Consider the following 13088-nt stretch of genomic DNA (forward strand, 5'->3'; position numbering starts at 1 on the left):
CAAGGCGCGGGCTGATTTTCTTTGTGTGGGAGAGACGCGTGGAGTACACGAAGAAGTGGTTGCCTCTCGAGGCGCAGGTAGAGCGGCTAGTCCAGCGCGGTCTGGAGGTCGATGACCTGACGCGGGCTCTCCGACTGCTCGAGTCCGTGGGCTACTACCGAGTAACCGGCTACCTGTACCCGTTCCTGGAGTCCGAGAAGCAGGTCGATGACCAAGGGCACACCAAGATCCGGGTGCTGAATAGGTACCAACCGGGCACAGCCCTGCATCATGCCGAGGAGATCATCGACTTCGATCGGCAACTGCGCATGCTGGTCATGGAGGGTGTGGAGCGCATCGAGGTAGCAGTGCGTATGCGCATCGGCTACGTGTTGGGGCGGACCTCACCGTTCGCGCACGAGAACCCCACCTGCTTCGACGACTCGTTCACGCGGGCGAACACTGACAGTCGTGACCCACGCCCCAGCAAGCAGGTGTTGTGGCTGGAGCGGGTCAAGCAACGCCGGGACGGCTCGGACGAACAGTTCGTCGCCCACTTCCGGCAGAAGTACGACGACCACATGCCGGTCTGGGCGTTGACCGAGCTGCTGGAGCTGGGACACCTGTCGAACCTCTACCAGGGCATGCTTCAGAAGGATGCCGAGGAAGTCGCCACGGCCTTTGGGATCCCCCAGAAGAAGATGATGGGCAGTTGGCTGGCCAGCTTGAACTACGTGCGCAACGTGGCCGCGCATCATGCTCGGCTCTTCAACCGCAAGCTCCAGAACGCCCCGTCCCGGCCGGCGGCAGGCATGGTGCCCCTCCTCGACCATCTGCGGGAACCCGCCGCCCCCAAAGGGGACTTCGGCACCTACAACGCCTTGGCGATCATCGCCTACATGCTGCGGCCCATCGAGGCGGAGCGGTCCTGGGCGCCGCGCCTGGCCGAGCTGTTCCGCACCTTCCCCACATCGCATGCCCTCTCAGTCCAATCGATGGGTGTTCCGGAAGACTGGCACACGCTTGACCTGTGGCGGGGGTGAACTTCGGACGCGAGCTGAGGCCTTGGTAGCGGGTCGCAGTCGGTGGCGTGCATCGCTTCCTAATCTCCTCCGGCGGCCCGGGAGCGGGCCCATCCGGTTACGGGACAGGCCGACCCGGCGCCCTGAGAGGCTGTCTCGGATTTCGTGAAGGATGAGGGCAGTGATGAACTGTTCGGCTGTCAAGCTGGGTATGGGTGGGCCACCACCACGACCTGTTGGCGAGGGTTGTGGCGAGGATCAGGTCTGCCACAAACGACCGTTTAAGCCGTGTGCCTCTGAGAGTCACCTACCCGCCGCATCCGCAGGCGAAGGACGGCGAAAGCGCTCATCCCCCAGAGTGGGGCTGGCATCCATGGCGCAGGTGGCGACCGATGCAGTTCCGGCGTGGGTCAGCACTACACGGGTCGGTCAGACCCGCGTAGCGTCGAAGCTGTCCGGCGCGGCGGCCCCTCGGGCCTTCACGCATCCGACTTGATCGAGGGGAGTCCTCCTTGTACATCCACAAGCAGAAGCTTCAACACGTCTCCAGCCCCGAGAAGCCTGACGCGGTCTACGCCCGCAAGCTGCAGGAGGTGATCGGCGGGCAGTACGGCGAGATCACCGTGGCCATGCAGTACAGCTTCCAGGCATGGAACGCCCACATTCCGGGCAAGTACCGGGGTCATCGTGATGACTCCATTCGAGGATTCTGTGGAAGGTTGACTCGACGGATCACACGGTGGCCGCGACCACGTCTGAGACGACACGCCCGACCACCGGGCGCTACACCACTATGCGGGACTCAACTCGGGCAGGTCGGTGGTGTAGGAACTTCCATCCTGCGGGAGAGGCCCACTCGTCTCATCTCAGCCCGGTACCCATGTCAAGAACCTCATGACCCACAACACCTAGTCTGGACACCCTGACCCCCACCTGGGTCGAGGAGGCGGTCACGCCCTCGAAGGCGGCGCTCGCCATCGAGGGCCTGCGGGCGAGCCTCCTGGAAGACGCCGCCCGCTCCACCGGAGGCAACGAAGTGCGTCGCGCCCAGTTCTCCGAGCGGATCGACGCCGTGATGACCCGGTACACCAACCAGCAGCTCACGGCTGCCGAAGTGACCGCCGAGCTCGTGCAGATGGCGAAGGAGGTGGTCGCGGAGGCCGATCGCGGCGCCACGTTCACTCCCCCGCTGGAGGAGGACGAGCTGACCTTCTACGACGTGATCGCGCAGAACGAGTCCGCCGTCGACGTCCTCGGCGACAACGTGCTCGCGAAGATCGCCCGCGACCTGGTGGCGACCATGCGCCGCGACGTGCGCACCGACTGGACCGTCCGCGAGGACGTGAAGGCCAAGCTGCGCGCCAGCATCAAGCGGCTGCTGCGCAAGTACGGCTACCCGCCGGACAAGCAGCCCGAGGCCATCGTTCAGGTCATGCAGCAGATGGAGGCCATGGCTCCGCGGATGGCGGAGGAGGAGCGCTGACCGCCCTGCCCGATGGCTTGAGGGGCTTCATCGACGAGTCCAGTGCTGTCCGCAGCGGCACCCGCCAGGAGTACCTGGTGGGTGCCGCTGTCGTGCCTCCTGGAGACTGCGAGGACATCCGGGCGGAGTTGAAGCCGCTGCTCCTGCCCGGGCAGATCAAGGTCCACTGGACTGACGAAAGCGAGAAGCGGCGGCAGACCATCGTCGACGCGATCATCGGCCTGGGCGCCATGAACTTCGTGGTCACGCATGTGAGCGAGCGCAGCAACAAGACGGAGCGCTTCCGCCGGAAGTGCATGGAGCGGCTGTACTTTGAGCTCGGAGCCGCAGACGTGTGTGACCTGACGCTGGAATCCCGCACGCCTCCTCAGGACAAGGGGGACCGACGGCATATCGTCGCGCTTCAAGGGCAAGGCTACGACCGCCGCATCCGCATCAGCCACGCCCGCGGAGGAGACGAGCCGTTGCTGTGGATCCCGGACGCACTGCTGGGCGCGCTGAACTCCGCCCGAGGCGACGACCCACAGTACTGGGATCGGCTGAGCGAGACCGTCGTGGTGGAGGCGGCCACGGTCGAGTCACTGCCCCTCACCCCATAGGCAGGCGAAAGGCCCGAGATCCAGTCGTCCGGCTGGGGTTCTCCGGCCCTCTTCCCTCTCCGTCGTAACGGTGGGCATGTAAAACTGTACATGACCTTGCACAGGCGCGCAGCCACCAGGCCCCCTGGAGAGGTAGCGCGGCAAGGGTAGGAGCCCATGACCACCTTCAACTAAGGGGAAGACTGATGCAGGGAAGTCCAATCTGGGGCAATGGATACCACCAGGGGATCCGGGATGGGGTAGAGGAAGGCATGAGACGTGGCAGGCAGCAGGGAGTCATCGGAACAGTGGCAGCTATGGCCGCGTCGGGTGCCGTAACCATAGTTGCGCGATCGTTAATCCCTGCCATCAGGACCAGCCTTCGTGAGAGAGGCGGAGCCACTCACACTCAGGATGGTAGAAATACAGAAACTTGAGCAGAGACCTGCGAAAAGGATGGCAACTTCATCATGGACTGACTCGACCAACGCCTCACAAAAAAATTATAAGCAAAGGACGAAACTTTTGCACTGAATCGGATTGAATCCGAAATTACTTTCGGACGGATTACATTCCAGTTTAACCTTCCGAACAGGAACTCGATCTTGATTAATTCCCACAGGGGCTACGTCCAATTGGACCTGGCGATCCCCAAGTGATCCGCAAGACCACCACCCGTGGCCTTCGCAGCCACCCGAACGAAGGCCATGCAGCTCTCGGCCTCAGTCAGAGTGGGGGCCCTCTTATTTGTCGAGCTACCAATAAGCTTGGACACATGAGAAATATCTGTGGGCATTGCAGTATCCCCATGCGCAACTGAATGTCGAATTTTCAACCATCCATCAAGCGTTTCCTGGAAGGTCATCGAACGAGATCTTCCGGGGCGCTTGATTGAATCCCATGACGGCTTAGGGTCGAATCCTGCGAATCGAATTACCCTTAAAGAATTATCATAATTAGGCGTTGCCAGCGTCAGAATTGCCTTCTTCACTGCACTATAGAAACCGTCACTGTAAAAAACTCCTGCGGAATCAATTTCCGCCTTCAATTTCTTCACGGAGACACTGGCGCACCCCTCAACCACGACCTGCCAGGCTGCCATAGAGTTCAAGACAATCGCACCATTGAGCGAGGTTTCTCGACTCCTCTTGCCGCGAGCATTGCCGCCCGATTTTCTGTGCACTGCCACCAGGTTGTCAGACATTTTCATTACTTCTTTGAAGTCTTTAGCGACGTCTGCCAAATCGCTATGGAGATTTTGGGCCATAGAATCCTTCACTCATTTCATTCAGGCCTCCCCGGAAGGCGCCGACTAGAACCCCCCAGCTCCCCCACCGTCCTGCGCCAGGTTCGAGAACCGAGAGTAGTGCCCCTGGAACCCCACCACAATGGTCTTCGTGGGCCCGTTCCTGTGCTTGGCCACGATCAGGTCCGCCTCGCCGGCGCGGGGGGACTCCTTGTCGTACACGTCCTCGCGGTGCAGCAGGATCACCATGTCCGCGTCCTGCTCGATCGAGCCGGACTCGCGCAGGTCGGACACCTGCGGCCGCTTGTCCGTCCTCTGCTCGGACCCACGGTTCAGCTGGCTCAACGCGATCACCGGCACGTCGAGCTCCTTGGCCAGCAGCTTGAGGGCACGGGAGAACTCGGCGACCTCCTGCTGACGGGACTCGACCTTCTTGCCCGAGCTCATGAGCTGCAGGTAGTCCAGCACCACCATCTTGAGGTTGTTCTTCTGCTTGAGCCGCCGGCACTTGGCGCGGATCTCCATCATGGTCATGTTGGGCGAGTCGTCGATGAAGAACGGCGCCTCGTTCAGCCGCCCCACGGTCGCGGCTATCTTGGACCACTGGTCGTCCCGGATGGTGCCCTTGCGCAGGTCCTGCAGCGCGATCGTCGCCTCGGCGCTCAGGAGCCTCATGGCGATCTCGTTCTTGCCCATCTCGAGGCTGAAGAACACGGTGGCCATGTTGTGGTGGATAGCCGCGGCCCGCGCGAAGTCCAGCGCGAGCGTGGACTTGCCGACGGCGGGGCGCGCCGCGATCACGATCATCTGGCCGCCGTGCAGGCCCTGCGTCAGCTCGTCGAAGTCGTAGAAGTCGGTGGGGACGCCCGTCAGGCCCTCCCCCTGGTTGCCGGCCGCCTCGATCTCGTCGACGGCGTGCTCCATGATCTCCGCGAGGCGCACGTAGTCCTCGGACTGGCGGTTCTCCGCCACCTTGTAGATCTCGGACTGCGCCTCGTTGACGATCTCCTCGACCTCGCCGTCGCCCTGATACCCCAGCTGGGTGATCTTGGTGCCGGCGGTGACGAGGCGCCGCAGGACGGCCTTCTCCGCCACGATCTCCGCGTAGAAGCTCGCGTTGGCGGCGGTGGGCACGGACTGGATCAGCTCGTGCAGCACGGCGGGGCCGCCCACGCGGCTGAGCTCCTGGCGCTTGTTCAGCAGGTCCGCCACGGTGACGGCATCTGCGGGCTCACCACGGCCGTAGAGGTCGATGATCGCCTCGTAGATCATCTCGTGGCTGGGCCGGTAGAAGTCGTGGCCGCGCAGCAGCTCCACCACGTCCGCGATCGCGTCCTTGGAGAGCATCATGCCGCCCAGCACCGAGCGCTCCGCCTCAAGGTCCTGGGGCGGCAGGAAGCGTTCAGAGGAACGGCCGCCGTCGTAGGAGCCCGAGTCTCCGTAGTTCTCAGTCAACGTCCGGAGACTCCCTTCCCACAGCCCGCACGACGGCGGCCCTCGCCGGTCTTCCCGGCTCTGATTCCTCTGTTGTCACCGCCCGTGCCGCCGCACCCTCCTGCAGGCGGACGGTGCGACGGTCCCCGGGGCGACGGTCCGAGCGGATGCGCGCCTGTCAGTGGTCACCTGCGGCCAATACCCGCCCTCGCGTTGGGGATACCACGCGACACTACGCGCGCCGTGGAGGCTGGGCAACCGCGTTTCCCACAGGCCTTGTGGACAACGTGTGGATTCGGCGGCGTGTCGCGTGGATCGCCTGAGGACCACGCTGGGGACAACCGCTCGACCGCTCCCATAATCCCGCTCTGACCTGGGACGATGCGATCCCCAGGGCTGTGGAGGAAGTTTCTCCACCCCCCTTTCGGCCCCATCGATCCAACTTGACAGCAGCCTCGTTTGCACCCTTATTACACGGTCTGGTACACGCCTATCCACACCGTCATCCACACTCTCCACATCTGTGGACAACTCCTGTGGACAAGGTGCCCGGATCTGGGGACGGCGAAGTTGACAGCGTCTGCGCGCGGCCCCGGGTCCTCCCCGTGCCCACCTCTCCCGGCCGCCCCGGGCCGCCCCGCACCGATGACTCCCGCGCATCAGTGGGCCGCCCAAGAGTCATTGGACGGAATGAAAGCACGGTGCTTGGGTGGGATGCATCATCGTGTCGTCCGCCACAGTGAGGAGTCCGCCGTGCCCCCGGCCACCACCGCCCCCTCCCCGGCCTCGCTCCCGCTCGACGGCGTCCTCGTCGCCGACTTCTCCCGCGTCCTCGCCGGCCCGCTCGCCACCATGACGCTGGCGGACCTCGGGGCGCGCGTCATCAAGGTGGAGCACCCCGAGCGCGGCGACGACACCCGCGGCTGGGCCCCGCCCCGCTCGGCGACGAGCGCCACCTACTTCGAGTCCGTGAACCGCAACAAGGAGTCGGTCGGCTGGGACCTGAAGGACCCCGAGGACCAGCGGCGGGCCGCCGCCCTGGCCGCCCGGGCCGACGTCGTGGTCCACAACCTCAAGCCCGGCACCATGGAGCGCCTCGGCCTGGGCTACGACGACGTCGCGCGGGACAACCCGTCCGTGGTCTACGCCGCCGTCTCCGGCTTCGGCGACCGCGCGGGCCGGGACCTGCCCGGCTACGACTTCATCGTCCAGGCCGCGGGCGGTCTCATGAGCATCACCGGCGAACCGGACGCCCCGATGAAGGCGGGCGTCGCCCTCGTGGACGTGCTCACGGCCAAGGACCTCACCGCCGGCGTGCTCGCCGCCCTGCTGCGCCGCGAGCGCACCGGGGAGGGCGCCCACCTGCGACTGAACCTGCTCTCCTCGCTGCAGGGGGCGCTCGCCAACCAGGGCCAGGCATGGCTCGGCGCCGGCGTCGTCCCGCGGCGGATGGGCAACGACCACCCCTCGATCGCCCCCTATCAGCTGCTGGCGTGCCGGGACGCGCCGCTCGCCGTCGCCATCGGCAACGACGCGCAGTTCCGCACCTTCGCCGCGGCCCTCGGCGTCCCCGAGCTCGCCGAGGACCCGCGCTTCACCACGAACACGGACCGGGTCGAGCACCGCGAGGAGCTGCGCACCGCCCTGGAGGACGCGCTCTCGGCCGAGACGGCCGCCCACTGGCGGGACGTGCTGCAGGCCGAGCGGCTCCCGGTCGGCCTCGTGTCCACCGTCGCCGAGGGCGTCGAGCTGGCCGAGTCCCTCGGCCTCGAGCCGACCGTCGAGGTCCAGGACCGCTCCGGCGCCCCCGCCGGCCGGCAGTTCCGCCACCCGGTGCAGTGGGACCCGCCCGTCGCGCACCCGCGCCACGCGCCGCCCGCGCTCGGCGCGGACACGGCGGCCGTCAACACCTGGCTCGACACCCGCTGACCACCCCGCAGAGAGGACCCCCGCCATGACCACCCCGTTCCACGCCGAAGCCGACTCGTTCCTCGGCCGTGCCGACGTCGTCGGCCTGGACTCCCTGTTCTCCGCCGAGGAGAAGGCCGTCGCGCTGCAGGTGCGCGGCTTCGTGGACGAGCACATCCGCCCGCACATCGCCCGCTGGTACGACGACGCCGTGTTCCCCCGCGAGATCGTCCCCGAGCTGGGCCGTCTCGGCGTGCTGGGGATGCCCTACGAGGGCCACGGCATGCCCGGCCGCTCGGCGGTGGAGTACGGCCTCGCCGCGCAGGAGCTCGAGGCCGGCGACTCCGGCCTGCGCACCTTCGTCTCGGTGCAGGGCTCGCTCGCGATGGGCGCGATCCACAAGCACGGCTCCGAGGAGCAGAAGGCGCAGTGGCTGCCGCGCATGACCGCCGGCGAGGCGGTCGGCTGCTTCGGCCTCACCGAGCCGGGCGCCGGCTCGGACCCGGCCTCCATGACGACGACGGCCCGCCAGGAGCCCGGCGGCGACTGGGTGCTCGACGGGGTCAAGCGGTGGATCGGGCTGGCCACCCTGGCCGACGTCGCGATCATCTGGGCGCAGACCGGCGAGCCCGGCGACGGGCGCGGGGTGCGCGGCTTCGTGGTCCCCACGGACACCCCCGGATTCCGCGCGGAGGCGATCACCCAGAAGCTGTCCATGCGGGCGTCGGTGCAGTGCGAGATCCACCTCGACGGCGTGCGCCTGCCCGTCTCCGCGATGCTGCCGGCCGACTCCGCCGTCGGGCTCAAGGGCCCCTTCCAGTGCCTCAACGAGGCCCGCTACGGGATCATCTGGGGCGCGATGGGTGCGGCCCGCGACTCCTTCGACGCCGTCCTCGACTATGCGATGGAGCGGCAGCAGTTCGGGGTGCCGCTGGCCTCCCACCAGCTGACGCAGGCCAAGCTCGCGGACATGGCCGTGGCCATCGGCAAGGGCTACCTGCTGGCGCACCAGATCGGCCGCGCCAAGGACGCCGGCCCGCTCACCCCCGCCATGATCTCGGCGGGCAAGCTGGACAACTGCCGCGTGGCCATCGGCATCGCGCGGGAGGCCCGCGAGATGCTCGGCGGCAACGGCATCACCCTGGAGCACTCGCCGCTGCGGCACGCGAACAACCTCGAGTCCGTGCGCACCTACGAGGGCACGGACGAGGTCCACCAGCTCACGCTCGGCCGGCACCTCACGGGCATCGGCGCGTTCGCCCCGGCCCGCTGAGCCTCGCGCCCGGGCTCAGGCGTCGTCGGCGGGCGCCTCGGGCGCCGGGGCCTCCTCGGCGACGGACGCGAGGATCGGGGTGGCCGGCAGCTTCCGCACGCGCTTGGGGCGGCGGGCGCGGGCGGGGATGAGGGCGCGCATGTTCTCGGTCTTGCCGAAGCAGAGCAGCCGGTCGCCCTCCTCGAGGACCTTGGTGTCCGCGGGGTTGGGGAACACGGAGGTGCCGCGGTGCAGGGTGAGCACCTGCAGGTCCTTCGCGAGCAGCCCGGAGTCCTCGATGGACTGGCCCACCCAGCCGGAGCCGGCGTGCACGGTGATCTCGCCGACCCCGTACCCGGTGGACACGGCCAGGCGCTGGCGCACGTCGATGTCCGGGAAGCCGGCCTGGTCCGCCACGTAGTCGATGATCGCGCCGGCCACGTCCAGGTCCGTGGCGGCCTCGATGCCCTGCAGCCCCGGCGAGGAGTTCACCTCCATGACCAGCGGGCCGTGCTCGCCCTCGAGCATGTCCACCCCGGCCACGCGCAGGCCCATGATGTGGGCCGCCCGCACGGCGGTCTCCGCGTACTCGGGCGAGAGCTCGACGCGCTCCACGGTGCCGCCGCGGTGCACGTTGGAGCGGAACTCGTCCCCCTGGGCCCGGCGGCGCATCGCGGCCACCACGCGGTCCCCCACCACGAGTGCGCGGATGTCCGTGCCCTTGGACTCCTCCACGAACCGCTGGATGAGCACCTGCTGGTTGGTGCCGTGCAGCGTCTCGATGATCGCCTCGGCCACCTTCTTGGTCGGCGCCAGGATCACGCCGATGCCCTGGGTGCCCTCGAGCAGCTTGATCACCACGGGCGCCCCGCCCACCATGTCGATCGCCGTGGAGACCTCGCCGCGGTTGCGCACGAACACGGTGGCGGGCATGTCGATCTCGTGGCGGGAGAGGATCTGGGTGGCACGCAGCTTGTCCCGCGAGTTCATGATCCCGGCGGCCGTGTTGGGCGTGTAGACGTCCATCTGCTCGAACTGGCGCACCACGGCGGTGCCGAAGTAGGTCACCGAGTTGCCGATGCGCGGCAGCACGGCGTCGTAGCCGGAGAGGGGGCGGCCGCGGAACATCAGATCGGGCTCGTCCGAGCTGAGGTCGATGCCGAAGCGCAGGGTGTCCAGGACCTTCACCTCGTGGCCGCGCTCGAGCGCCGCGGTCTTCAGGCGCTGCGTCGAGTAGGCGCGCAGGGAACGGGAGAGGATGGCGAGCTTCATGACCGCTTTCCTGGGAGGATGAGGGGCGTGTCTGAATCTAAGCACACGGCCCCGGCCCCCCACGGCGTGCCCCCCACCGACGACGGCGCCGCTCGCCCGGGGCTGGTGGGCTGGCGCGAATGGGTCGGCCTGCCCGCCGCCCACACCCCCTGGATCAAGGCCAAGATCGACACCGGCGCCCGCACCTCGGCGCTCCACGCCTTCGGCATCGAGCGGTTCACCCGCGACGGCGCCGCGTGGGTCCGGTTCGAGGTGCACCCGTGGCAGACCTCGGCGGCGGACGCGCGGACGGCCGAGCTGCCGGTGGCCGACCTGCGCACGGTCCGCTCCTCGAACGGCGAGGCGCAGGAGCGCGTCGTCGTCGTGATGCCGCTGACCTTGGCCGGCCGCACGATCGAGGCGGAGGTGACCCTGACCCACCGGGACGAGATGGGCTTCCGCATGCTCGTGGGGCGCACCGCGCTGGCCGCCGGCGGCCTCCTCGTGGACCCCGCCGCCTCGTACGTGGGCGGGCAGCCGCCGCGCGGCGTGCGCCGCCGGAACCGGGGACGCGCGTGAGCCGTCGCCCCGCCCGCGCCCCCTTCGCGTTCGGCGGGGTCGAGGTGCCGGCCGGCCGCCGCCACGAGCTGTCCCTGCCGATCTCCCAGCTCGTCACGGGCGCGGACGTCACCCTGCCCGTGCACGTGCTCCACGGCCGCGACGACGGGCCCACCGTGTGGGTCTCCGCCGCGATCCACGGGGACGAGGTGGCCGGCGTCGAGATCGTCCGCCGCGTCCTGGAGCGGCTGCAGCCCAAACACCTGCGCGGCACCCTGCTGGCCGTGCCCATCGTCAACGTGCTCGGCGTGATGGCCGGGGACCGCTACCTGCCGGACCGCCGCGACCTGAACCGCTCCTTCCCCGGCTCCGCCCGGGGCTCGCTGGCCTCGCGCATCGCGCACCTGATGATGACCGAGGTGATCGCCCGCTGCACCGTGGGCATCGACCTGCACACCGGCGCGGACCGCCGCTCCAACCTGCCGCAGATCCGGTGCGACCTGGAGGACCCCCAGACCCGCGCGCTCGCGGAGGCGTTCGGCGCGCCCGTGCTCTTCCACGCCCGCCTGCGGGACGGCTCCCTGCGCGCCGCGGCCCGCGAGACCGGCGCGCGCGTGCTGCTCTACGAGGCCGGTGAGGCCTGGCGGTTCGACGAGTACGCGATCGCCCCCGGCGTGGACGGGGTCCTGCGCGTGCTCGCGGCCCTGGACATGGTGGATCCCGCGGACGTCGGGCTCACCGAGCCCGGGCCGGACGCCGTCGTCGACGCCCCCGGTCCGCTGCCCGGCGAGGTCCCCGAGGAGCGGACCACGGACGTGCCCGAGGCGACCGACGCCACCGGCGAGGACACCGCCGCCGTGCACCCCGACGTCGTCGACGGTGAGCAGGACGCCCCCTACCTGGTGTGGCAGTCCACGTGGGTGCGCGCCCGCGCGGACGGCCTCGTGCACCTGGACGTCTCCCTCGGCGAACGCGTGAGCGCCGGGGACCGGATCGGCGCGCTCTACAACTCGTTCGGCCGCCGCCTCGCGCACGTGAAGGCCGAGCTGACCGGCGTGGTCATCGGCCGCACCGAGGCACCCCTGGTGCACCGCGGCGACGCCCTCGTGCACATCGGAGGATGGGACGCATGAGCAGCGGCGGGGCGCCGTCCGCGCGCCGGAGCCGCCCGGCTCAGGCCGGGGACGGGCGCCGGGCGATGGCCCGGCCGCCGTGCACGAGCCGGTAGTAGAGCAGCAGCGCTACCCCGACCCCGCCGGAGAGCAGGTACATCACCGGGATCCCGACGGCGGCCGCCACCGCGCCGAGCACCATGGGGCCGAGGCCGGTGCCGAGGTCCAGGAGCAGGAAGAACGTGCCCGTGGCGACGCCGATCTCGGTGGGCCGGACCACCTTGATCGCGATCGTCTGGAACACGCTCACCACCGGCCCGTAGGTCAGCCCCAGCAGAGCGCCGGCCACGAGCATGCCCGCCGGCTCCCGCCACAGCGCCAGCACCGCGTAGGAGACGGCCATGCCCGCGAGGATCGGGTAGGCGACGGCGTTGTCCCCGTGCCGGTCGTGCAGCACGCCCAGGACGGCGCGGCCCACGATGGTGCCCGCGGCGAAGAGCAGGAAGAACAGGCTCGGCACCATCGCCGGGTAGCCCTGCTGCTGCGCGAACGTGGCCATGAACGCGAGGATTCCGCCGTACATGAACCCGGAGGCCAGGGCCACGCCCGCCGCCGGCGCCACCTCCGCGGAGAACACGTCCGCCCGGTGCAGCCGGAACCGGCCCGTCAGCGGCGGCTCGGGCACGCGCAGGAACAGGGCGATCAGCAGGGCCATGCCCGTGAAGCCGATGCACGCCCGGAACAGGGCGTCGTAACCGAGGGCCGTGCTCAGCTGCAGGGCCACCATCGGCCCGACGGCGCCCGCGAGCGTCATGGACGTGGAGAACCAGCCGGTGCCCTCGGAGCGGCGCACGGGCGGGACGATCCGCTGCACGGCCGTGGCCAGCACGGTGCCGGCCGCGCCGAAGCACATGCCGTTGAGCAGCCGCACCGCGGTCAGCGTGGCCAGGGAGTCCGCCCAGAGGTACGCCGCCGTCGTGAGGACGTAGCAGGCCAAGGCGACGAGCAGGACCCGCCGCCGCCCCCACGCGAAGGTGGCGGGCGTCGTCGTCATGCGGGTGAGGACCGCGCCCAGCACGAACGCCCCCACCACGACGCCGGCCTCTGCGTCCGACGCGCCGAAGGACGTGACGGCGTAGAGCGCCATGGCGGTCATGAGCGTGTAGAAGATCATCGCCACGAACAGGTAGGTGGCGCTGACGAGGATGAACGGGCGCGTCCACAGGGGCGGGCGCGGGGCCGCCGTCGAGCCGGCGGGGTCGGAG

At 68.8% G+C, this 13088-nt stretch carries 10 protein-coding genes and 2 pseudogenes; 8 read left to right on the plus strand and 4 right to left on the minus strand.

Annotated elements, in window-relative coordinates; all coding sequences use genetic code 11:
- Window positions 1-38 precede the first annotated feature (38 nt).
- The 4 genes and pseudogenes from J1M37_RS02785 to J1M37_RS02800 all read left to right on the plus strand — a co-directional run bounded on the left by J1M37_RS02785 (window position 39) and on the right by J1M37_RS02800 (window position 3083).
- The gene (locus J1M37_RS02785) at window positions 39-1022 is read left to right on the plus strand and encodes an Abi family protein (protein WP_078025558.1); all 984 of its coding nucleotides are present in this window, start codon (window positions 39-41) and stop codon (window positions 1020-1022) included.
- A 491-nt stretch (window positions 1023-1513) separates the two neighbouring features.
- Window positions 1514-1681, plus strand: a pseudogene (locus J1M37_RS02790) (manganese catalase family protein); the annotation flags it as partial.
- 227 nt (window positions 1682-1908) lie between these two features.
- Window positions 1909-2484 (plus strand): annotated as a pseudogene (locus J1M37_RS02795) (type I restriction enzyme endonuclease domain-containing protein); the annotation flags it as partial.
- A gap of 17 nt (window positions 2485-2501) precedes the next feature.
- Window positions 2502-3083, plus strand: coding sequence for a hypothetical protein (locus J1M37_RS02800; RefSeq protein ID WP_241250748.1), 582 nt, complete (start codon window positions 2502-2504; stop codon window positions 3081-3083).
- A 604-nt stretch (window positions 3084-3687) separates the two neighbouring features.
- Here the strand turns inward: J1M37_RS02800 and J1M37_RS02805 are convergent.
- Window positions 3688-4329: a hypothetical protein gene (locus J1M37_RS02805; RefSeq protein ID WP_206452047.1), complete on the minus strand. Its 642-nt coding sequence runs from the start codon at window positions 4327-4329 to the stop codon at window positions 3688-3690.
- A gap of 45 nt (window positions 4330-4374) precedes the next feature.
- On the minus strand, window positions 4375-5763 hold the full coding sequence (gene dnaB, locus J1M37_RS02810; protein WP_387040884.1) for a replicative DNA helicase: 1389 nt from the start codon (window positions 5761-5763) through the stop codon (window positions 4375-4377).
- A 732-nt stretch (window positions 5764-6495) separates the two neighbouring features.
- Between dnaB and J1M37_RS02815 the strand changes: the two genes are divergently transcribed.
- Together J1M37_RS02815 and J1M37_RS02820 are read left to right on the plus strand one after the other, a co-directional pair.
- Window positions 6496-7671, plus strand: coding sequence for a CoA transferase (locus J1M37_RS02815; RefSeq protein WP_206452048.1), 1176 nt, complete (start codon window positions 6496-6498; stop codon window positions 7669-7671).
- A gap of 25 nt (window positions 7672-7696) precedes the next feature.
- Window positions 7697-8923 carry an acyl-CoA dehydrogenase family protein gene (locus J1M37_RS02820; RefSeq protein ID WP_095347383.1) on the plus strand — a complete coding sequence of 409 codons (1227 nt, stop codon included), beginning with the start codon at window positions 7697-7699 and terminating at the stop codon, window positions 8921-8923.
- A gap of 15 nt (window positions 8924-8938) precedes the next feature.
- Here the strand turns inward: J1M37_RS02820 and rimK are convergent, their stop codons facing one another.
- Complete coding sequence (gene rimK, locus J1M37_RS02825; protein WP_061867479.1) at window positions 8939-10174, minus strand: 30S ribosomal protein S6--L-glutamate ligase; 1236 nt, start codon at window positions 10172-10174, stop codon at window positions 8939-8941.
- Between the two features lie 27 nt (window positions 10175-10201).
- Here rimK and J1M37_RS02830 point away from each other — a divergent pair, with 27 nt between their 5' ends.
- Window positions 10202-10732 (plus strand): ATP-dependent zinc protease family protein, encoded by a 531-nt coding sequence (locus J1M37_RS02830; protein WP_036314387.1) that lies wholly within the window; start codon window positions 10202-10204, stop codon window positions 10730-10732.
- Window positions 10729-11844, plus strand: a complete 1116-nt coding sequence (locus J1M37_RS02835; protein WP_206452049.1) for a succinylglutamate desuccinylase/aspartoacylase domain-containing protein — start codon at window positions 10729-10731, stop codon at window positions 11842-11844. The genes J1M37_RS02830 and J1M37_RS02835 overlap by 4 nt, the downstream gene beginning before the upstream one ends.
- A 40-nt stretch (window positions 11845-11884) precedes the next feature.
- Here the strand turns inward: J1M37_RS02835 and J1M37_RS02840 are convergent.
- On the minus strand, window positions 11885-13088 hold a 1204-nt coding region (locus J1M37_RS02840; RefSeq protein ID WP_206452050.1), incomplete at its 5' end, for an MFS transporter.

The sequence above is a fragment of the Micrococcus sp. KRD012 genome, from assembly GCF_017168555.1.
In the GTDB taxonomy this organism is placed as follows: domain Bacteria; phylum Actinomycetota; class Actinomycetes; order Actinomycetales; family Micrococcaceae; genus Micrococcus; species Micrococcus luteus.